A 21,712-nucleotide genomic window follows, 5' to 3' on the forward strand; every position below is an offset into this window, starting at 1 on the left:
GGGGCTTTTGCTCTTCAACTATCAGGAATACCGCAACGCATGGGCCGGTTGAATCTTCGCTGCCCGATACGCCGGATACAGCGTAGCCAGAAAGCTCAGTACAAAGCCCGCACCGCAGATCAGCGCCACATCGCCGCCCTGCAGCTCGGATGGCAGGTTGCTGACAAAATACACGTCGGAACTGAAGATATGCTGCCCGGTCACCCGCTCCATCCAGCCCACCAGTTCACTGACATTCAACGCCGCAATCACCCCCAGCACGCCACCGATCAAGGTGCCGACAATACCGATCACCGTGCCCTGCACCATAAAGATGGCCATGATCTGCCGCGGTGTCGCACCGATGGTGCGCAAGATCGCGATGTCGGCGCCCTTGTCGTTCACCACCATGATCAGCGTGGCGATGATATTGAACGCTGCCACGGCCACGATCATCAGCAACAACAGACCGATCATGGTTTTTTCCATTTTCATGGCGCTGAACAGACTGCCCTGGGTGTGAGTCCAGTCGTCAGCCTTGTAACCATCCCCCAGGCCGGCCGCCACTTGCTGTGAAACCTGCGGTGCCGCGTACAGATCCTTGACCGCCAGGCGCACGCTTTGCACCTGGTTCGGCTCCCAGTGTTGAATGGCTGCAGCATCGGCCATATGGATCAGGCCCATGGTGCCATCCAGTTCAGCACCAACCTTGAAGATACCCACCACATTCAACCGCTGCAGGCGCGGAGTAATGCCACCAGGCGCGGTGCTGGCCTCGGGGACGATCAGGGTGATCTTGTCACCCACGCCCAGACGGAAACGCCGCGCAACAATATCGCCCAGCACCACACCGTATTCGTCGGGTTTCAAGTCCTGGAGGCTGCCCTGCACGATGTGCTGGGTCACGATCGAGACCTTGCCTTCCTGCTCCGGATCGATGCCGCTGATCTGGATCGGCTGCATCGAGCCTTTATAGGACAGCATGCCGTCCAGCTCGGTAAACGGCACGGCTGCCGTCACCTCGGGGTTTTTCATCGCGGCCTCGGCCACCGGGCGCCAGTCATCGATGGGCTTGACGCCCACGATGGTCGCGTGGGGCACCATGCCGAGGATGCGGTTACTCATTTCACGCTGGAAGCCGTTCATCACCGACAACACCACGATCATCGCCAGCACGCCGAGGGCGAGGCCGATCATCGAGGTCATGGAGATAAACGAAACAAAACGATTGCGGCGCTTGGCGCGGGTATAGCGCGTGCCGATAAAAATCGATAACGGTCTGAACATTCGCGGGCACCGTATAAAAATTGAAGACCTGACGCCCGCTTGCAGGCGTCAGATGCTGGCCAGTCAGATCGTGGTCAGGCGACCTTCCTGAAGGTGCAACACGCGATCCATCTGGCGGGCCAGGTTCATGTCGTGGGTTACCACCAGGAACGCAGTGCGCATTGACGTGCTGAGTTCCAGCATCAGGTCCTGAATGCCCTGGGCCGTGTGCGAGTCGAGGTTGCCGGTGGGCTCATCGAGCATCACCAGCCCCGGCTTGTTGACCAGCGCCCGGGCAATCGCCACACGCTGGCGCTCGCCGCCCGACAGTTCGGCCGGCTTGTGCTCCAGGCGATGACCCAGACCCACCCGGGTCAGTAGCGCCGTGGCCCGCTCACGCGCCTCGGGGATCGCCGTCTTGCCGATCAACAGCGGCATGCAGACGTTTTCCAGGGCGGTGAACTCGGGCAACAAGTGGTGAAATTGATACACGAAACCCAGCGAGCGGTTGCGCAACAGGCCACGGGCCTTTTCGCCCAGGGCCGATAGCTCTTCACCCGCCAGCCAGACACTGCCACTGGTCGGGGTATCAAGCCCGCCGAGCAGGTTGAGCAAGGTACTTTTGCCCGAACCCGAAGTCCCGACGATCGCCACCCGCTCACCAGGGTGCAACTCAAGCTGCAGCCCCGACAGCACCACCACGGATTCCGGGCCTTCCTCGTAGGACTTGCCCAGGTCGCGGCAACTCAACACTGCTTGTTCTTTCATGCCCAACTCACTCATAACGAAGCGCCTGCGCAGGCTGGGTGCGCGCAGCACGCCAGGCCGGGTACAAGGTCGCGAGGAAACTCAGAACCAATGCCGCACCGCACACCATCAACACGTCCTGTGCCTGCAACTGCGAGGGCAGGTAGTCGATGAAATACACGTCGGCATTGAGAAACTTGTGCCCGATCAGGCCTTCAAGGGCCGAGATCGCAGCGCTGACATTGAGCGCAGCAAGCATCCCGACCACCGCGCCGATGGCCGTCCCGACCACACCGATAACGGTGCCCTGAACCATAAAGGTGGCCATGATGGTGCCCGGCGTCGCCCCCAGGGTACGCAGGATGGCGATGTCGCCTTTCTTGTCATTGACCACCATCACCAGCGTGGAAATGATGTTGAACGCGGCCACGGCCACAATCAGCAGCAACAGCAGGCCAATCATGGCTTTTTCCATGCGGATGGCCTGGTACAGGTTGCCGTGGGTACGGGTCCAGTCACGGGCGTAATACTGGCTCTCGCCCAGCTGCTGGGCGATTTCCCAGGCAGTGCGCGGCGCTTCGAACAGGTCATCGAACTTCAGCCGCAGGCCCTGTACCTGGTCAGGTTTCCAGCGCTGCAAACGCGCCAGGTCCTGCAGGTTGGTGATGCCCAGGTAGCCGTCGATCTCACCGGCACCGACATGAAAAATGCCCTGCACGGTAAAACGCTTCATGCGCGGGAACATGCCAGCCGGTGTCACCGTGACTTCCGGCGCAACGAAGGTCAGCTTGTCGCCGACGCTCACACCCAGCTTTTTCGCGGCCTTGTCGCCAATGATGATGCCGAAGCTGCCCGGGGTCAGCGAGTCGAGCTGGCCCTGCTGCATGAACCGGTCAATGATCGAGACATTGCGTTCCTGCTCCGGGTCAATGGCATTGAGCAGGACTTTCTGCACGTTGCCATCATTGGTCAGCAAGCCCTGCATCTGGGTAAACGGCGCAACCGCCTCCACCTTGGGGTTCTGCTTGACCTTGGCCGCCAGGCTTTGCCAGTCACTGATCGGCTGATCGCCGACGATGGTCGCGTGGGGCACCATGCCCAGCACGCGGGTGCGCATCTCATGATCGAAGCCGTTCATCACCGATAACACGACAATCATCACGACCACGCCAAGGGCGAGCCCGATCATCGAGGTCAGGGAAATAAACGACACAAAATGATTGCGACGCTTTGCACGGGTATAACGCGTGCCGATAAATAAAGAGAGAGGTCTGAACATGTCGGGGCTTGTTCGAGGGAAAAGAAGACGTCCTTGTGGCGGGGCCTGATAAGCAGCTTTACACTCAGACCACAGCCGCCATCATGGGTTCGCCATGTCGACATTAGATGAAGCAGATCGCCGCGAATACTACCGTATCGAGGATATGATCGCACTGGAAATAACCCCGCTGTCGGCCCTCGAAGCCGCGAGCAGTGAAGTGTTGCAGGATGAGTCACCGCTGTTCAATTTGCTCAGCGAATTGCACCTGAGCGAATTCGAGTCCCAGCATTTGCTGCGCCAGATCAGCGAACGCGACCGCACCCTTTCCAGCTACCTTAAAACCCTGAACAAACGTGTCGAACTGCTGAGCCAGATCGTTGCGCAAACGGTGCTGGGCCAGATCGGTGAACTGCAGCCGGTCATGCTGTCCGAAGGCGGTATCGAGTTCCATCACCCGCACCCCTGCCCGGCGGGCAGCCACCTTTCAGTCAAGCTGGTATTGATGCCCCAGGCCCTGGGCTTGTTGTTACGCGCCCGCGTCATCGATTGCCAGGCACAGGATGCCGGTTACCGCGTCAATACCGAATTTGAATCCCTCACCGATACGCAGCGCCAGTTGCTGGCGCGCTACATTTTGCAAAAACAGGCACAGGCGCGCCGCCTGGCCCGCGAACAACAAACATCCGCGCCCGAGTAAGCACCGGGCCGTGATCACTCTGTACAAGGAGCAAATGTGACCCTGATTTATGGCCATCGCGGCGCCAAAGGCGAAGCACCGGAAAACACCCTTGCCAGCTTTGAGCAATGCCTCAAGCATGGCGTACGGCGCTGTGAGCTCGACCTGCACCTGTCGAAGGACGGTGAGCTGATGGTCATCCACGACCCGACCCTCAAGCGCACCACGGACCGGCGCGGCAAGGTTATCGAGCACACGGCTGCCGACCTGGTGACCTATGACGCGCGCAAGGGTGGCCCGGGCTGGATGCAGCCGTGCCCGATCCCGCGCCTTGAGGAGCTGTTTGAAAAGTGCGACTTCGAGCACTGGCAACTGGAGGTCAAGAGCGCCTCGCGCACCCGCGCAGCAACCACCGTGCTGGCAATCCGCGAAATGGCGGTACGTCACGGGCTGATGGACAAGGTCACGGTCACGTCAAGCTCGCGTGAGGTGCTCAAGGCTGCGCTGGAGTTGACGCCAGACCTGTCCCGCGGCCTGGTGGCCGAATACGCCTGGCTCGACCCGATCAAGGTCGCCCAGAGTTATGGCTGCGAGATGCTGGCATTGAACTGGACACTGTGCACGCCTGAACGCCTGGAGAAGGCCCAGCGTCAGGGTTTGCATGTGTCGGTATGGACAGTCAACGAACCTGCGCTGATGCGCAGGCTCGCCGACTTCGGCGTAGATAGCCTGATTACAGACTTTCCCGGTTTGGCCACTGCCACCCTCGGGAATAGCTGAAATCGGTCTCCCCGGCCGGCTCAGGCCACCGGCCGGAGCCGCTCAAAAAAGCCGGTTGAGGCCATCGTAGGCGGCTACCCGATAGGCTTCGGCCATGGTCGGGTAGTTGAACGTCGTGTTCACGAAGTACTTCAGGGTATTGAGCTCGCCCGGCTGGTTCATGATCGCCTGGCCGATGTGCACGATCTCTGATGCCTGATAACCGAAGCAGTGAACGCCCAGCACTTCCAGGGTTTCACGGTGGAACAGGATTTTCAGCATGCCCTGGGGCTCGCCGGCAATCTGTGCGCGCGCCATGCTCTTGAAAAACGCCTTGCCCACTTCGTACGGCACCTTGGCCTGGGTCAGCTCCTGCTCGTTCTTGCCGATCGAGCTGATCTCCGGAATGGTGTAGATGCCGGTCGGCACGTCATTGACGAAGCGCCAGCTGCCGTTATCAACGATGCTGCCCGCTGCCGAACGCCCCTGGTCGTGGGCGGCACTGGCCAGGCTTGGCCAGCCGATTACATCACCTGCGGCAAAAATGTTCGGCACGGTGGTGCGGTAGTTTTCATCAACCGTGATCTGGCCACGGCCATTGGCCTTGATGCCGATGTTTTCCAGACCCAGCAGATCGGTGTTGCCGGTACGGCCATTGCACCAGAGCAAGGCGTCGGCCTTGATCTTCTTGCCGGACTTGAGATGCAGGATCACGCCGTTTTCGACGCCTTCTACCCGCTCGTACTCTTCGTTGTGGCGTACGGTGATGTTGTTGTTGCTGAAGTGGTAGCTCAGCGCTTGCGAGATCTCGGAATCGAGGAAGCTCAACAGTTGCTCGCGGTTATCCACCAGCTCAATCAACACCCCCAGACCACTGAAGATCGACGCGTATTCGCAGCCGATCACGCCTGCCCCGTAAACAATCAGCTTACGCGGGGTGTGGCCCAGACTGAGGATGGTGTCGCTATCGTAGATACGCGAGTGAGTGAAATCGATATCAGCCGGGCGATACGGGCGCGAGCCGGTGGCGATAATGATTTGCTTGGCCATCAGGGTTTCGACAACGCCGTTGGTGCACACCACTTCGATGGTTTGCTCGTCGGTGAAGCTGCCGGTGCCGAAGAACAGGTCGACGCGATTACGTGCGTAGTAACCGGTGCGCGAAGCCACTTGCTTGGAAATAACCTTCTCGGCACTTTTCAGTACGTCCGGGAACGAGAACCAGCGCGGCTCACCAATGGCCCGAAACATCGGATTGGTGTTGAACTGCATGATCTGGCGAACCGAGTGACGCAAGGCTTTGGACGGGATCGTGCCCAAGTGCGTGCAGTTGCCGCCAACCTGACGCCGGCTATCCACCATTGCCACCTTGCGCCCTGCTTTTGCGGCGTTCATTGCCGCACCTTCTCCTGCCGGGCCGGAACCCAGTACCACTACGTCGTAGTTGTAGACAGCCATGCGTACTCCTCAGAACAGGCCGTGGCACCGCTTTGGGCACCTACGGCTAAATCATGTCGCGGCCAGCGCCATGAAGGATCAAAACGTGGGGCACAGTCTATAGAAGCCTGAACGCCGCGAACATTAACCCTTGGTCTGGTCGTTGGCTATTTTTGTGTTCACTACATCTCATCGCGCGCGAGAGCCTGCCTAGCAGCTGCCGCACACTTAGCAAAACTGGCATAACCTCTAACAACCCATCGATCAGAGCCATCCACCATGCGCCAGTTGTTGATCGTATTGTTGCTGCTTTACTCCACCACCAGCCTGGCCGATGAGTCAGCTCGGCTAAAAGAAGCCAACTTTCCCGCCCAATGGCGCGATGGCACGCAACTCATGGAACGAAAAGGCCAGATCGTGCTGACCTACCTCTGGGCCGATATCTATGCCGCAGCCCTTTTCACCCAGCCAGGCATCCAACCGCAACAGGCCTTTGACGAACAGCGCGAGCTGCGCCTTGAGCTGTTCTATCTGCGCGATCTGGAGCACAGCGATATCACCCGGGCCTCGGCCACCATCCTCAAGCGCCAGCAACCGGCAGCCACCCTGGCTCGCCTCGACGCCCCGCTAAAACAACTTCAGACCAGTTTTGGCGATATCAAACGCGGCGATCGCTACGCCCTGGACTACAACCCGCAACGCGGGCTGAAGCTGGAGCGCAATGGTCAGGTCATTTTCACCAGCCAGAATCATCAACTGGCCAAAATCTACCTGGGCATCTGGCTCGCACCCGAAGGTCTGCCCGACCCACTGCGCCTGAGCCTGCTTGCGCAAAGGCCCTAGCCCGGCCGTGTAGCGCCAACAAATGTTGCCTACACACTTTGTTACACATATGGTTACAAAACTGTTTTGCGCAATGGCGCAGGTCATTGCCTGGCAGTGTGGACGAGTAAAAACACGGATAACGCATAAAAACAGATAAGAGCGGGTGATTTCTGATGGCCTCCAGTACGGGCAAAGGCAAGGCGATTTTTCGCGTTGTCAGCGGTAACTTCCTAGAGATGTTCGACTTTATGGTCTTTGGCTTTTACGCCACGGCCATTGCCAAAACCTTCTTCCCAACCGATAGCGCTTTTGCCTCACTGATGCTCGCCCTGGCCACCTTCGGTGCCGGTTTTCTCGCGCGCCCGCTGGGTGCGATTTTTCTCGGTGCCTATATTGACCGCCACGGCCGTCGCAAGGGCCTGATCATTACCCTGGCTCTGATGGCCATGGGTACCGTACTCATCGCCTGCGTGCCGGGCTACGCCACCCTGGGTGTTGCCGCACCCCTGCTGGTGTTGCTCGGGCGCTTGCTGCAAGGTTTTTCGGCAGGCGTGGAACTGGGCGGGGTGTCGGTGTACCTGGCAGAAATCGCCACACCGGGCCGCAAGGGTTTCTTCGTCAGCTGGCAGTCGGCTAGCCAGCAGGCTGCCGTGGTGTTCGCAGGCTTGCTGGGGGTTGGTCTCAACCATTGGCTAAGCCCTGAAGAAATGGGTGAATGGGGCTGGCGGATTCCGTTTCTGCTGGGTTGCATGATCGTGCCGGTGATCTTTGTGATCCGCCGCTCGATGGAAGAAACTCCTGAGTTCGAAGCCCGCAAACATCACCCTACCCTGCGTGAAATCCTTCGCTCAGTCGGTCAGAACTTTGGCTTGGTGCTGGGTGGCATGGCCCTGGTGGTGATGACCACCGTGTCGTTCTATCTGATCACTGCCTATACCCCGACCTTCGGCAAGGCTGAATTGCATCTGTCGGACTTCGATGCCTTGCTGGTCACAGTGTGCATTGGCCTGTCGAACTTTTTCTGGCTGCCGGTCATGGGCTCGCTGTCGGACAAGATCGGGCGTAAACCGCTGCTGCTGGGTGCGACCATCCTGGCGATCCTGACCGCATACCCGGCGTTGTCCTGGCTGGTGGCCAACCCGAGCTTCAGTCATCTGCTGATTGTCGAACTGTGGCTGTCGTTCCTGTATGGCTCGTACAACGGCGCGATGGTGGTTGCCCTGACCGAAATCATGCCAGTTGAAGTGCGCACCACCGGTTTCTCCCTGGCCTACAGCCTGGCGACCGCCACTTTCGGTGGCTTTACTCCGGCGGCTTGCACTTACCTGATTCATGCCCTGGACAACAAGGCCGCCCCCGGTCTGTGGCTGACCGGGGCGGCGATACTGGGCCTGATTGCGACCGTGGTGTTGTTCCGTGGCAATCAGCATCAGTTGCGTACGGCGCAATCGGCGGTGGCGGGTAATGCCTGACCCCTGTGGGAGCGGGCTTGCCCGCGATGCCAGCAACGCGGTCTGACTGAACAACCGCGCTGATCCCATCGCGAGCAAGCCCGCTCCCACAGGTTTCCCGCACAAACAAAAACGCCCCGACAAGTCGGGGCGTTTTCAGTTGCGGCGGTTGCTTAGCGCGGGAACGCTGGCGGGTTGACCCCAGCCATGTCTTCCATCACGCGTACTACCTGGCAGCTGTAACCGAATTCGTTGTCGTACCACACGTACAGCACAACGCGGTTGTCATTGCAGATGGTCGCTTCAGCATCCACCACACCGGCGTGACGCGAACCCACGAAGTCAGTGGACACCACTTCCTGGGAGCTGACGAAGTCGATTTGCTTGTGCAGATCGGAGTGCAGCGCCATGTGACGCAGGTACTCGTTCATTTCTTCACGGGTAGCCGGCTTCTCAAGGTTCAGGTTGAGGATGGCCATCGACACGTTCGGCGTCGGCACACGGATCGCGTTACCGGTCAGCTTGCCGGCCAGCTCAGGCAATGCCTTGGCAGCAGCGGTAGCAGCACCGGTCTCGGTGATAACCATGTTCAGCGCGGCGCTACGACCACGGCGGTCGCCCTTGTGGAAGTTATCGATCAGGTTCTGGTCGTTGGTGTACGAGTGAACCGTTTCAACGTGACCATTGACGATGCCGAACTTGTCGTTGACAGCCTTGAGCACCGGCACGATGGCGTTGGTGGTGCAGGATGCCGCCGAAACGATCTTGTCGTCTGCGGTGATTTCGCCGTGGTTGATGCCGTGAACGATGTTCTTCAGCTTGCCCTTGCCCGGAGCGGTCAGGACCACGCGATCGATACCAGGGCACTGCAAGTGCTGGCCCAGGCCATCGGCATCACGCCATACACCGGTGTTGTCCACCAGCAGGGCGTTCTGGATACCGTACTGGGTGTAGTCCACTTCGGTAGGGTTTTTCGCGTAGATAACCTGAATCAGGTTGCCGTTGGCGGTGATGGTGTTGTTGGCTTCATCGACCACGATGGTGCCATCGAACGGGCCATGCACCGAGTCACGACGCAGCAGGCTGGCACGCTTGACCAGATCGTTGTCGGCGCCTTTGCGCACAACGATGGCACGCAGACGCAGACCGTCGCCACCACCGGTTTTTTCAATCAGGATGCGCGCCAGCAGACGGCCGATACGACCGAAGCCGTACAGCACAACGTCAGTACCTTTACGTGCAGAAGCGTTTTGCTGACCCACAACATCGGCCAGTTCTTCGCGCACAAACTGCTCAGCCGTGCGGCCATTGCCTTCGGCCTTGAACTTCACGGCCAGCTTGCCCAGGTCTACCGAAGCAGCGCCGAGCTTGAGCTCGCTCATTGCCTTGAGCAACGGGAAAGTTTCGTGCACGGACAATTCGATATCATCGGACTGACGATGGCGAGCAAAGCGGTGAGCCTTGAGAATCGCAATGACTGAACGGTTGATCAGGCTGCGGCCATAGATCGAGCTAACCACATTGTTATTGCGGTAAAGCTGACCGATAAGCGGAATCATCGCTTCTGCGAGTGCTTCACGGTCGATCCATTCACCAAGACACTGGTCGGGCTTCTGAGTCACGGGAACCTTCCACATGTAGGGGCTGAAAAAAGGGGCTACATTATGCCGCTGCGCCCATGCAGGGGCAATGCACGCCTGTCATACGCCGTTACTGAAACGATTAAGCATCAACAAATATAGGCGAAAAATTTTATAACAACTGCCATTTCATCAGTCTGCTGCCCTTGCACAGCCCCTTTGGCACCCCCATGTCAGTGTTATGCGCTGATTTGCGCCGCTGTTAAAGGCTGCAACTGACAGCCAGCCCCTTGGCCCGTTACAATCGCCAACTTTGTCGCAACGCTTGGAGCTCAACCTTCCGTGCCCGTCCTGCGTCTACCGAAACTCCCTGCCACGGCAGGTAAACAGCACTGGAGCAATCTGCCCGGTGCCGCCCTGAGCCTCGCGATTGCCGAGGCTGCCAGCGCCGCCAGGCGCTTCACCCTGCTCCTGACCGCTGACAGCCAAAGCGCCGAGCGTCTTGAGCAGGAACTGAGATTCTTTGCCCCCGACTTGCCGGTGCTGCATTTTCCCGACTGGGAAACCCTGCCTTACGATCTGTTCTCGCCGCACCAGGACATCATCTCCCAGCGTATCGCCAGCCTGTACCGGCTGCCGGAACTGAGTCATGGTGTTTTGGTAGTGCCGGTGACCACCGCCCTACATCGCCTGGCCCCGACCAAGTTCCTGCTCGGCAGCAGCCTGGTGCTGGACATCGGCCAGAAGCTGGATGTGGAGCAAATGCGTACCCGGCTTGAGGCCAGTGGCTATCGCTGCGTCGATACGGTGTATGAGCATGGCGAGTTCGCCGTGCGCGGCGCGTTGATCGACCTGTTCCCGATGGGCAGCAAACTGCCTTACCGGATCGACCTGTTCGACGACGAAATCGAGACCCTGCGCACCTTCGACCCCGAGACCCAGCGCTCGATCGACAAGGTTGAATCGGTGCGCCTGCTGCCGGCACGTGAGTTCCCGCTGCAAAAAGACGCGGTGACCCGGTTCAAGGCGCGCTTTCGCGAGCGTTTTGATGTCGACTTCCGTCGCTGCCCGATCTTTCAGGACTTGAGCAGCGGCATCACCCCTGCGGGTATCGAGTACTACCTGCCGCTGTTTTTCGATGAAACCTCGACCCTGTTCGACTATTTGCCGGCTGACACGCAAGTGTTCTCGCTGCCAGGCATCGAGCAGGCCGCCGAGAATTTCTGGTCTGACGTACGCAACCGCTACGAAGAGCGCCGTATCGATCCGTCGCGACCACTGTTACCGCCTGCCGAGCTGTTCCTGCCGGTTGAAGACTGCTTCGCCCGCCTCAAAAGCTGGCCGCGGGTGGTCGCCAGCCAGGATGACGTGGACACCGGCAGCAGCCGCGAACGCTTCCCGGCGCAACCGCTGCCCAACCTGGCCATCGAAGCCAAGGCCAACCAGCCATTGGCGGCTTTGTCCGGTTTCCTTGAGCAGTTTGATGGCCGCGTGCTGTTTACCGCCGAATCGGCCGGGCGCCGCGAAGTGCTGCTCGAACTGCTGGAACGCTTGAAGCTGCGCCCCAAAACAGTCGACAGCTGGCCGGATTTCGTCGCCAGCAAGCACCGCCTGGCGATTACTATCGCCCCGCTGGATGAAGGCCTGCTGCTGGAGGATCCAGCGCTGGCGCTGATCGCCGAAAGCCCGTTGTTCGGCCAGCGCGTGATGCAGCGCCGGCGCCGGGAAAAACGCGCCGATGCCAACAACGATGCGGTGATCAAGAACCTCACCGAGTTGCGCGAAGGCGCACCCGTTGTGCATATCGACCACGGCGTAGGTCGCTATCAGGGCCTGGCCACACTTGAAGTCGACAATCAGGTGGCCGAGTTCCTGACCCTGGAATACGCCGAAGGCGCCAAGCTCTATGTGCCGGTGGCCAACCTGCACCTGATCGCCCGCTATACCGGCAGCGATGATGAACTGGCGCCGCTGCACCGCCTGGGCTCGGAAACCTGGCAAAAGGCCAAGCGCAAGGCCGCCGAACAAGTGCGTGACGTGGCTGCCGAGCTGCTCGACATCTACGCTCGTCGTGCAGCCCGCGAAGGTTATGCATTTGCCGATCCGAAAGCGGATTACGCAACGTTCAGTGCCGGCTTCCCGTTTGAAGAAACCCCGGACCAGCAAACCACCATCGAAGCCGTACGCGCCGACATGCTGTCGCCCAAGCCCATGGATCGTCTGGTGTGTGGCGACGTGGGCTTCGGCAAGACCGAAGTGGCCATGCGCGCGGCCTTTATTGCTGTGCATGGCGGCCGTCAGGTGGCCATTTTGGTACCCACCACCCTGCTCGCCCAGCAGCACTACAACAGCTTCCGCGACCGTTTTGCCGACTGGCCGGTAACGGTCGAGGTGATGAGCCGCTTCAAGTCGGCCAAAGAGATCAACCAGGCAGTCGCCGACCTGGCCGAAGGCAAGATCGATATCGTCATCGGCACCCACAAGCTGCTGCAGGACGATGTCAAAATCAAAAACCTGGGCCTGGTGATCATCGATGAAGAACACCGCTTCGGCGTGCGCCAGAAAGAACAGCTCAAGGCCTTGCGCAGTGAAGTCGACATCCTGACCCTCACCGCCACGCCGATCCCGCGTACGCTGAACATGGCCGTGTCAGGCATGCGCGACCTGTCGATCATCGCCACGCCACCGGCGCGCCGGCTGTCGGTGCGCACCTTCGTCATGGAACAGAACAAAAGCACCGTCAAAGAGGCGTTGCTGCGTGAGTTGCTGCGCGGCGGGCAGGTCTACTACCTGCACAACGACGTTAAAACCATCGAGAAATGTGCGGCCGAACTAGCCGAGCTGGTGCCTGAAGCACGGATCGGCATCGGCCACGGGCAAATGCGCGAACGCGAACTCGAACAGGTGATGAGTGACTTCTATCACAAGCGCTTCAACGTCCTGATCGCCTCGACCATCATCGAGACCGGGATCGACGTGCCGAGCGCCAACACCATCATCATCGAGCGCGCCGACAAGTTCGGCCTGGCACAGTTGCACCAGTTGCGCGGACGCGTCGGACGCAGTCACCACCAGGCCTATGCCTACCTGCTGACGCCACCGCGCCAGCAGATTACCGGGGACGCGCAAAAACGCCTGGAAGCCATCGCCAACACCCAGGACCTGGGTGCCGGCTTTGTCCTGGCCACCAACGACCTTGAAATCCGTGGCGCGGGCGAGTTACTGGGGGACGGTCAAAGCGGCCAGATTCAGGCGGTTGGTTTTACCCTGTACATGGAAATGCTCGAACGCGCGGTCAAGTCGATCCGCAAGGGCGAGCAACCCAACCTCGACCAGCCGCTGGGTGGCGGCCCGGAAATCAACCTGCGGGTACCTGCGCTGATTCCCGAGTCGTATCTGCCGGATGTGCATGCGCGACTGATCCTCTACAAACGTATTGCCTCGGCAACCGATGAAGAGGGCCTCAAGGACTTGCAGGTCGAGATGATCGACCGCTTCGGCCTGCTCCCCGAGCCGACCAAGAACCTGGTACGCATCACCCTGCTCAAATTGCAGGCCGAGCAACTAGGCATCAAAAAAGTCGACGCCGGCCCGCAGGGCGGGCGCATCGAGTTTGCCGCCGACACCCCGGTTGACCCGATGGTGCTGATCAAATTGATCCAGGGCCAACCCAACCGCTACAAATTCGAAGGCGCGACCCTGTTCAAATTCATGGTACCCATGGAGCGCCCGGAAGAACGCTTCAATACCATTGAAGCGCTGTTCGAGCGCCTGACGCCGAAGTCTTCCTGAATGAAAAACCCATGCCCCTGAACCCCACCGACCGACTGACCCAGCCGCTGGCACCAAGCTGGGTCAGTCGCTTCAAGGAACAAAGCCTTGAGCGTGGCCGCCGCTACGCCAAGGAAAATCGGGTCAGGATCGCCCAGATCGGCGACAAGCTGATTACTGCCAGCTGTCAGGGCTCTGGCGAAAACATCTACCGACAGACCATTCAGTTGCGCGAGTCGGCCAAAAGCACCTTGCTGCTGGTCAGCGCCCACTGTACCTGCCCGGTGCGGGTTAATTGCAAGCACACCGCAGCCGTCTTACTGAAGATTGAAGAAACCTTGAACTACCCCGCCGCTGCTCAGGATGCCGAGCTTCTGGAAAAACTCCAGGCCGTACTCGACTCACGTCGCCCCAACAATCTGCCAGAACAGCTGGTCGAGGACGTCCAGCCAGTACCGCGACTGTGGCTGGCCAGTGCCGAATTCAGCGCTTTCGAGCCGCGCAACGGCAAAATGCAGCGCTATATCCAGCACCGCGCCGCCCTGTCGTTCAACTACCTGGACCAGTACGTGAGCGGGCAAAAAAACGCTGACATCCTGCTGCGCCAGGAACAGCAAACCCTGCGCATCAAGCGCAAGCCCGAGGTCGAAAACCTTTACCGCGAGCAACTGCGCAGCCTGGGCTTTAAAATTGCCACGCGCCAGAGCAAGGCACTACCGGAAAGCGCCGGCGAGCTGTTTGAGCTGGTCAATGACAGTGCCTGGCTGAATTTCACCCTCAACCAGTTGCAAGGCCTGGCCGAAAAGGGCTGGGAGTTGCAGATCGATGAAGGTTTCGGCTTTGACCTGACCCCGGTAGAAGACTGGTATGCCACTGTCGACGAAGCCCCGGAGCGCGACTGGTTTGACCTGGAGCTGGGGATTATCGTCAACGGCCAGCACCTGAGCCTGCTGCCGATACTGCTCAACCTGATGCGCTCCCACAGCGACATCCTCAACCCGGAAAAACTCGCCCGGCGCAGGGACGACGAACTGATCCTGGTGAATATTCCGGCCAACCCTGCCAGCGGCCATGGTCCGCTGCAGGTTGCGCTGCCGTACGGGCGGCTGAAACCGGTACTGGCCACTCTGGACGAGTTTTATCTGGGCGAGCCGGACGCCACTTCTCTGCGGATCAAAAGTGCTGACGCACCGCGGCTCAACGCCCTGGATGCACTCCCCCTGCGCTGGGAAGGTGGCGAGCAGATTCGCGGCTTCGCCCAGCGCCTGCGAGATATCAAGAACTTCAGCGTCGAAGCCCCCGAAGGGCTCAATGCCAACCTGCGCCCCTATCAGCTCGAAGGCCTGAGCTGGATGCAGTCATTGCGTCAGCTGGAAGTGGGCGGCGTGCTGGCCGATGACATGGGCCTGGGCAAAACCCTGCAGACCCTGGCGCATATCTTGTGCGAAAAAAATGCCGGCCGCCTTGATCGCCCAGCCATGATTGTGATGCCCACCAGCCTGATCCCCAACTGGCTCGACGAAGCGGCGCACTTTACGCCGCAGCTCAAGGTACTGGCGCTGTATGGTGCCACGCGCAAAAAATATTTCGCGCACCTCAACGACTACGACGTGATCCTGACCACCTACGCCTTGCTGCCCAAGGACATCGAGCATCTGGCAAAACTGCCGCTGCACCTGCTGGTGCTGGACGAAGCACAGTACATCAAGAACCCCGGCAGCAAGGCCACCCAGGCCGCCTGCGAGCTGGTTGCCCGCCAGCGCCTGTGCCTGAGTGGTACCCCGCTGGAGAACCACCTGGGTGAGCTGTGGTCACTGTTCCACTTCCTGCTGCCCGGCTGGCTGGGCGACGTCAAGACTTTCAATCGCGACTACCGGGTGCCCATTGAACGCCAGGGCAGCAACGAGCGTCTGCAGCATCTCAATGCGCGAATCAAACCGTTTCTGCTGCGCCGCACCAAGGAGCAGGTCGCTACCGAACTGCCGCCCAAGACCGAAATCATCCACTGGGTGGACCTCAACGAAGCCCAGCGCGACGTGTACGAAACCATGCGCATGGCGATGGACAAAAAAGTCCGCGACGAAATCACCCGCAAGGGCGTGGGACGCAGCCAGATAATTATCCTCGAAGCGCTGCTCAAACTGCGCCAGGTATGTTGCGACCTGCGCTTGGTCAGCGACACCCCGCCGAAAAAAGGCAGCACCTCGGGCAAGCTCGACAGCCTGATGCTGATGCTCGAAGAGCTGTTTGCCGAAGGCCGACGCATCCTGCTGTTTTCGCAGTTCACTTCGATGCTGGGGCTGATCGAGGCCGAGCTGAAAAAGCGCAAGGTGCCCTACGCCATCCTCACCGGGCAAACCCGGGACCGACGTACACCGGTCAAGGACTTCCAGAGCGGCAAGCTGCAGATTTTTCTGATTAGCCTCAAGGCGGGTGGTGTAGGCCTGAACCTTACCGAGGCAGACACGGTGATTCACTACGACCCTTGGTGGAACCCGGCGGCAGAAAACCAGGCCACTGACCGCGCCTATCGTATAGGCCAGGAAAAACCGGTGTTTGTGTACAAAATGATTGCCCGCGGCACTGTGGAAGAAAAAATCCAGCATTTGCAGCAGGAAAAGTCAGATTTGGCGGCAGGCGTACTGGACGGACGCGTCGCAGGGGACTGGAAACTGCAGGATGACGACATCGACGCATTGTTTGCGCCGTTGCCGCCTAAAACTGAAAAGCGCTGAAAATTGACGCAACTTGCGGCTTGATTCTGTAGCAGCTGCCGAGCTCCGCGAGGCTGCGTTCGGCGGCTGCTACGGACTTGATTAGCCCGCCAGCACCCGCGCCAACGTCGCTTTTACCTTGCCCATACCCTCATGCAGCGCCTGCTCGATTTCAGCCATGGTGATAATCGCTGTCGACTTGCCCGCTGCCGGGTTAACCACCAGCGCCAGGCACGCGTAATCCAGTTCCAGCTCGCGGGCCAGTGCCGCTTCCGGCATGCCGGTCATGCCCACGATGTCGCAACCGTCACGTTCAAGACGGGCGATTTCTGCCACGGTCTCAAGACGCGGGCCCTGAGTAGCGGCATAAACACCATGACTGCTGTAGGAGCAGCCCTCGGCCGCCAATGCGCCAATCAATTGCTCGCGCAACGATTCGGTGTAGGGATAGCTGAAGTCGATATGGGTCACCTGCTCCAGATCACCGGCAAAAAAAGTATGCTCGCGGCCACTGGTGTAGTCGATCAACTGATGAGGCACACAAAAATGCCCGGTGCCCATCGCCATATGAATCCCGCCCACGGCATTTACCGCAAGAATCGCTTCGGCCCCGGCCTGCTTCAGCGCCCACAGGTTGGCGCGGTAGTTGACCTGATGCGGAGGCACCCGGTGCGGATGGCCGTGACGGGCCAGGAACAACACTTCGCGGCCGCCAAACTCACCGATCTGGATATCTGCCGAGGTCGGCCCGTAGGGCGTGTCCAGCGCCAGCGCGCGGCTGATGGTCAACCCTTCCAGCTGGGTAAGGCCCGTACCGCCGATAATTGCGTAAACCGTCATTGAGGCAGATCCCTTAATCAATTAATTGAGCATCTTTGAGTGCGCCCATCGCCACCAGCCAGCGCGGGCTCTGGCGATAATCGGTACTGGCCCAGGCCTGGCCACGCATGCGCGCAATCCGTGGCGATGGCGTAACTTTCAAGCGCTGCGCAGCACTGAGTGCCAGCTCTGCCGCGGCGCGGTCGTTGCACACCAGGCCCATGTCGCAACCGGCCGACAAGGCGGCCTCGATACGACTGGCGGCATCACCCACCACATGAGCACCAGCCATCGACAGGTCGTCACTGAAAATAACACCATCAAATTGCAGTTCACCGCGCAGGATGTCCTGCAGCCAGCGCCGGGAAAAACCTGCGGGTTGGCTGTCGACTTGCGGATAGATCACATGGGCCGGCATGACCGCCGCCAGTTGCTTGCTCAAACGGGCAAACGGCACCAGGTCATGGGCACGGATCTGCTCCAGGCTGCGCTCATCCGTAGGGATGGCTACATGAGAGTCAGCTTCAGCCCACCCGTGCCCCGGAAAGTGCTTGCCGGTGGCAGCCATGCCCGCGTCGTTCATCCCGCGAATGAATGCCCCGGCCAATACAGCGGCGCGCTCGGGGTCACCCTCGAACGAGCGGCTGCCGACCACAGCACTGCGCTGATAGTCCAGGTCCAGAACCGGGGCAAAGCTCAAGTCCAGCCCCACCGCCAGCACTTCAGTGGCCATGATCCAGCCACATTGCTCGGCCAGGTATTCGGCATTGGGGTTGTCGGCAATGGCGCGCATGGCTGGCAGGCGCACAAAGCCCTGACGCAGGCGCTGCACGCGGCCGCCTTCCTGATCGACCGCCAGCAGCAGGTCCGGTCGTATGGCCCGAATAGAAGCACTCAACCCACGCACCTGGCGCGGGTGCTCGATATTGCGTGCAAATATGATCAATCCGCCCACTTCAGGCTGGCGCAGCAATTGCCGGTCTTCAGCCGTCAGCCAGGTACCGGCGACGTCCACCATCAAGGAGCCTTGCAAGGCAGAACTCATGGGAAATCCTTTAGAAAGAGAGAGCGCTTGTTAACCGGTCCGGATACGCAGGCACGGGCCTGCGCACCGCACTCCAGAGAGGCGGCGGCGAATTGGCAGACGGGAACAAGACAGGGCTGGGCATGACAGCTAGCTTAGCGGATCAAAGCTGCCGCGCCCACCCGCAGCGGGTCAAACCTTGACGCTGACCGGTGCAGTTTTACTGCGAGGACGCATCTGCGCACTGGCCATGGCCGGATCGCTGACGCCGCTCTGGGCACGCATGCCGGCGGCGAGAAACGGCACCATCAGGCGCATCACCTGCTCGATCGAGGTGTTAACGCCAAAATCGGTCTCGGCAATGGCACGCAGCGCCTTGATCCCCGACATGCTGAAGGCCGCCGCGCCGAGCATGAAATGCACGCGCCAGAACAGCTCGATGGGCGGGATCTGCGGAGCCGCTTCATTGACCAGCAGCATATAGCGGCGGAACACCTTGCCGTACATGTCTTCAAGATAGCGGCGCAAGTGGCCCTGGCTCTGGCTGAAGGCCAGACCCAGCAAACGCATGAAGATCGACAGGTCGTTGCCACTGCGTGGCTGAATCACCAGCGCCTGCTCGACCAGCATCTCCAGCAACTCCTCAAGAGTCGGGCGATTCTCCGGCTTGCCCTGACGGCGCTCCAGCTCACGGTCCAGGTTGGCACAGAAAGGCCCAAGGAAGCGTGAGAACACCGCCTGGATCAGCGCTTTCTTTGAACCAAAATGGTAATTGACCGCTGCCAGATTGACCCCGGCCTTGCTGGTAATCAGCCGCAATGAAGTTTCAGCAAACCCTTTTTCCGCGAACAGCTGCTCGGCAGCATCAAGGATACGTTCAACGGTTTCCGACTGGGCCATGACTACTCCGCCTGACAAACATTTAAACACTTGTTTGAAACATACGTTTCAGCCAGTCAAAAGTCAAGATGACCTATTCGTTTTGCGACCGGTCGGTTTCGCATTTAACCACAGCCTCGGCCAGCCCGGCCCCAACTGATAAGGTACGGACCACAGCGCTTATCGACGACCGTCCAGCGGACTGCCGGAAATGGATGATTGCCAATACGCCTTCACTGTATATAATCCCAGTCACTGTATAAAAAGACAGAGCGATCATCATGTTAAAACTGACGCCACGCCAAGCTGAGATCCTGGCTTTCATCAAGCGATGCCTGGATGACAACGGATACCCGCCCACCCGTGCCGAGATCGCACAGGAACTGGGCTTCAAGTCACCCAACGCTGCCGAAGAGCACCTCAAGGCCCTGGCCCGCAAGGGTGCCATCGAGATGACCCCCGGGGCTTCACGAGGCATTCGCATTCCCGGCTTCGAAGCCAAGGCTGACGAATCCACCCTGCCCATTATCGGCCGGGTTGCTGCCGGTGCGCCGATCCTGGCGCAGGAACACGTTGAAGAGTCCTGCAACATCAACCCGACCTTCTTCCATCCGCGAGCTGATTACTTGCTGCGCGTACAGGGCATGAGCATGAAGGACGTCGGCATCTTCGATGGCGACCTGCTGGCTGTGCATACCTGCCGCGAAGCGCGCAACGGCCAGATCGTGGTAGCCCGCATCGACGACGAAGTGACCGTAAAACGCTTCAAGCGTGAAGGCAGCAAAGTCTGGCTTATCGCTGAAAATCCGGATTTTGCCCCTATTGAAGTCAATCTCAAGGAGCAGGAACTGGTTATTGAAGGCCTGAGCGTCGGCGTTATTCGCCGCTAATAGGAGGCGTCATGCAGTTCCCCCACACACCGCTGCCCGCACAACTGACCCTGTTCGAGGCGTTCATGGCACAGCCCATGGCCCCTGCGATCAAGGACGTGCTCGAATCACCCTGGAGCGCCGAACCTGAAGTCTTCAGTGAGCTGTCGCTACGCGGTGCTGCCGGAAACTGCCTGAACCTGCTTGCCCCCATGCTGCGCGAACTGAGCGAGCAGCAAAACGCCCGCTGGTTGACCCTTATCGCACCACCGGCCAGCCTGACCCAAAGCTGGCTGCGCGATGCAGGGCTGAACCGCGAGCGAATTTTGCTGCTGCAGCCCAACGGCAATAAAAGCGCGTTGCAGCTCACCTGCGAAGCGCTACGCCTGGGCCGCAGCCACACCGTTGTCAGCTGGATCAACCCGCTGAACAGCGCTGCACGCCAACAGTTGATCAGCGCAGCCCGCACCGGTCACGGGCAAAGCCTGAATATTCGCCTGGGCTAAACAAGCAACGCTGCCACAGGGCCAGTGCAGAATGCACTTGCCTGGCTGCGGCACAGGGTTGCGGGGCGATTAATGAAGAATGCGCGGCCCGTCGTCTTTTTCCAGCTCGCCTTCTGCCAGCCGACCCGCCATTTGCACTCCGACGCTGAGCATGGCCTTGGCCACCTCTACGTGCTGACCCTGAAGAAAAGCCTTGGCATCTTCAGAAAAATTCAGCGTGACCAAAGACCCTTCGTCCTCAGCACGGCGCAACTCGATGCGGCCGTCTGGCAACTCGACAATTTCTAGAAAGGACGTTGGCATATAAATTTGTTCTCCACGAAAGCGTGGGAGTATATCAGCCATCCTATGGGAAATTCCCAGGATCTGTGCGCTTTGTACTACAGACTGATGAATGACTGTACCGTTTCGCTTATGACCCTCAGCACTCATTGAGTCCATCACGGAACCGAATGGCCAGCGCCTTGAGATTCTGGCGCCACTCTTCCATGGTTTCGCGGCTTAGCTCATGTGGCGCCTCGTCCTCCAGGCTGACCGTATCGATCAAAGGCTGGAATACATCTGCCTTGACCTTTTTCGGCGCCTGCAGCGGCTGATACAGCGCCGCATGGGTGGCCACCAACTGCGCCAGCCAGGTTTGCGGCGCGCAAGCCAGCTCGACCAGCTCTGCCAGTTCAGGGATGGCTTTCTCGTCCAGCACCTGCCGGGTGAGCAACAACTCAACCCGTGGTGCGCTGGCTTGTGACAGGCGATAAAAGCCTGCAATTTCATGACACAGGCCTAGCAAGGCACCATATAAATGGAATACCGCCGCCTCGCGCTCGGCCTGAACCAGCGCCTGGGCATTCATGGCCCGACCTTCGCTCGCCTTGTTCATGGCCTCCAGGGCCAGACCGGCGAAATAGATCTTCTGATTGGTGCGGGTATAGAGTTCGTGAGCCATGCGGGCGCTCCACAGCGGATGGGTAAAGGCAGGTCGTGCAGTCTCAGGGATCAGGGCGTGCTGGCGCAAGGCCCACGCTCCCTAACGTCACGTGTGGGAGCGGGCTTGCTCGCGATGCAGGCGCTGAGGTGTTCCAGTCATACCGTGTCGATGCCATCGCGAGCAAGCCCGCTCCCACAAAAAGTGCTCCAGCGGCGACAAACACG

General features: G+C 59.7%; 18 protein-coding genes. 8 read left to right on the plus strand and 10 right to left on the minus strand.

Translation table 11 applies throughout. The features are described from left to right. Positions 1–21: 21 nt before the first annotated feature. From GHO42_RS02550 to GHO42_RS02560, 3 genes are all read right to left on the minus strand, one after another. A complete protein-coding gene (locus tag GHO42_RS02550; RefSeq protein WP_095020286.1) occupies positions 22–1,266 on the minus strand; it encodes a lipoprotein-releasing ABC transporter permease subunit in 1,245 nt (414 codons plus the stop codon). Positions 1,267–1,329: 63 nt separating this feature from the next. Then, entirely contained in the window at positions 1,330–2,013 is a 684-nt protein-coding gene (lolD, locus tag GHO42_RS02555; protein WP_165446489.1) for a lipoprotein-releasing ABC transporter ATP-binding protein LolD, read from the minus strand. Positions 2,014–2,020: 7 nt separating this feature from the next. Beyond that, complete coding sequence (locus GHO42_RS02560) at positions 2,021–3,271, minus strand: lipoprotein-releasing ABC transporter permease subunit (protein ID WP_153327218.1); 1,251 nt, start codon at positions 3,269–3,271, stop codon at positions 2,021–2,023. Between the two features lie 94 nt (positions 3,272–3,365). Here GHO42_RS02560 and GHO42_RS02565 point away from each other — a divergent pair, with 94 nt between their 5' ends. Both GHO42_RS02565 and GHO42_RS02570 read left to right on the plus strand, forming a co-directional pair. Beyond that, positions 3,366–3,950 carry a PilZ domain-containing protein gene (locus tag GHO42_RS02565; protein WP_153327216.1) on the plus strand — a complete coding sequence of 195 codons (585 nt, stop codon included), beginning with the start codon at positions 3,366–3,368 and terminating at the stop codon, positions 3,948–3,950. A 36-nt stretch (positions 3,951–3,986) separates the two neighbouring features. Continuing rightward, positions 3,987–4,709, plus strand: a complete 723-nt coding sequence (locus tag GHO42_RS02570; protein WP_095002199.1) for a glycerophosphodiester phosphodiesterase family protein — start codon at positions 3,987–3,989, stop codon at positions 4,707–4,709. A 42-nt stretch (positions 4,710–4,751) separates the two neighbouring features. Here GHO42_RS02570 and sthA read toward each other — a convergent pair whose 3' ends face one another. After that, complete coding sequence (gene sthA, locus GHO42_RS02575) at positions 4,752–6,146, minus strand: Si-specific NAD(P)(+) transhydrogenase (protein WP_095002200.1); 1,395 nt, start codon at positions 6,144–6,146, stop codon at positions 4,752–4,754. Between the two features lie 258 nt (positions 6,147–6,404). On the opposite strand from sthA, the gene GHO42_RS02580 reads away from it, so the two are divergent. After that, positions 6,405–6,968 carry a chalcone isomerase family protein gene (locus tag GHO42_RS02580; RefSeq protein ID WP_095020289.1) on the plus strand — a complete coding sequence of 188 codons (564 nt, stop codon included), beginning with the start codon at positions 6,405–6,407 and terminating at the stop codon, positions 6,966–6,968. A gap of 155 nt (positions 6,969–7,123) precedes the next feature. After that, the gene (locus GHO42_RS02585; RefSeq protein WP_095002202.1) at positions 7,124–8,422 is read left to right on the plus strand and encodes an MFS transporter; all 1,299 of its coding nucleotides are present in this window, start codon (positions 7,124–7,126) and stop codon (positions 8,420–8,422) included. Positions 8,423–8,574: 152 nt separating this feature from the next. Here the strand turns inward: GHO42_RS02585 and GHO42_RS02590 are convergent, their stop codons facing one another. Then, positions 8,575–10,038, minus strand: a complete 1,464-nt coding sequence (locus GHO42_RS02590) for a glyceraldehyde-3-phosphate dehydrogenase (RefSeq protein WP_083369829.1) — start codon at positions 10,036–10,038, stop codon at positions 8,575–8,577. Between the two features lie 285 nt (positions 10,039–10,323). On the opposite strand from GHO42_RS02590, the gene mfd reads away from it, so the two are divergent. Further along, positions 10,324–13,773, plus strand: coding sequence for a transcription-repair coupling factor (gene mfd / locus GHO42_RS02595; protein WP_178126956.1), 3,450 nt, complete (start codon positions 10,324–10,326; stop codon positions 13,771–13,773). Positions 13,774–13,784: 11 nt separating this feature from the next. Continuing rightward, complete coding sequence (locus tag GHO42_RS02600) at positions 13,785–16,487, plus strand: DEAD/DEAH box helicase (protein WP_153327214.1); 2,703 nt, start codon at positions 13,785–13,787, stop codon at positions 16,485–16,487. Between the two features lie 81 nt (positions 16,488–16,568). Here GHO42_RS02600 and GHO42_RS02605 read toward each other — a convergent pair whose 3' ends face one another. The 3 genes from GHO42_RS02605 to GHO42_RS02615 all read right to left on the minus strand — a co-directional run bounded on the left by GHO42_RS02605 (position 16,569) and on the right by GHO42_RS02615 (position 19,209). Beyond that, positions 16,569–17,306 carry an S-methyl-5'-thioinosine phosphorylase gene (locus GHO42_RS02605; RefSeq protein ID WP_095002206.1) on the minus strand — a complete coding sequence of 246 codons (738 nt, stop codon included), beginning with the start codon at positions 17,304–17,306 and terminating at the stop codon, positions 16,569–16,571. Positions 17,307–17,319: 13 nt separating this feature from the next. Further along, entirely contained in the window at positions 17,320–18,318 is a 999-nt protein-coding gene (gene nagZ, locus GHO42_RS02610) for a beta-N-acetylhexosaminidase (protein ID WP_178114885.1), read from the minus strand. Between the two features lie 183 nt (positions 18,319–18,501). Further along, entirely contained in the window at positions 18,502–19,209 is a 708-nt protein-coding gene (locus GHO42_RS02615) for a TetR/AcrR family transcriptional regulator (protein ID WP_095002208.1), read from the minus strand. A gap of 260 nt (positions 19,210–19,469) precedes the next feature. Here GHO42_RS02615 and lexA point away from each other — a divergent pair, with 260 nt between their 5' ends. Both lexA and sulA read left to right on the plus strand, forming a co-directional pair. Next, positions 19,470–20,078: a transcriptional repressor LexA gene (lexA, locus tag GHO42_RS02625; protein ID WP_029611310.1), complete on the plus strand. Its 609-nt coding sequence runs from the start codon at positions 19,470–19,472 to the stop codon at positions 20,076–20,078. Positions 20,079–20,089: 11 nt separating this feature from the next. Then, entirely contained in the window at positions 20,090–20,563 is a 474-nt protein-coding gene (sulA, locus tag GHO42_RS02630; RefSeq protein ID WP_095002210.1) for an SOS-induced cell division inhibitor SulA, read from the plus strand. 69 nt (positions 20,564–20,632) lie between these two features. Here the strand turns inward: sulA and GHO42_RS02635 are convergent, their stop codons facing one another. Both GHO42_RS02635 and GHO42_RS02640 read right to left on the minus strand, forming a co-directional pair. After that, positions 20,633–20,866: a hypothetical protein gene (locus GHO42_RS02635; protein WP_003446620.1), complete on the minus strand. Its 234-nt coding sequence runs from the start codon at positions 20,864–20,866 to the stop codon at positions 20,633–20,635. Between the two features lie 118 nt (positions 20,867–20,984). Beyond that, positions 20,985–21,506, minus strand: a complete 522-nt coding sequence (locus tag GHO42_RS02640; RefSeq protein ID WP_095020292.1) for a DUF6586 family protein — start codon at positions 21,504–21,506, stop codon at positions 20,985–20,987. Positions 21,507–21,712: the final 206 nt, after the last annotated feature.

The sequence above is a fragment of the Pseudomonas sp. FSL R10-0056 genome, assembly GCF_009600105.1.
In the GTDB taxonomy this organism is placed as follows: domain Bacteria; phylum Pseudomonadota; class Gammaproteobacteria; order Pseudomonadales; family Pseudomonadaceae; genus Aquipseudomonas; species Aquipseudomonas bubulae.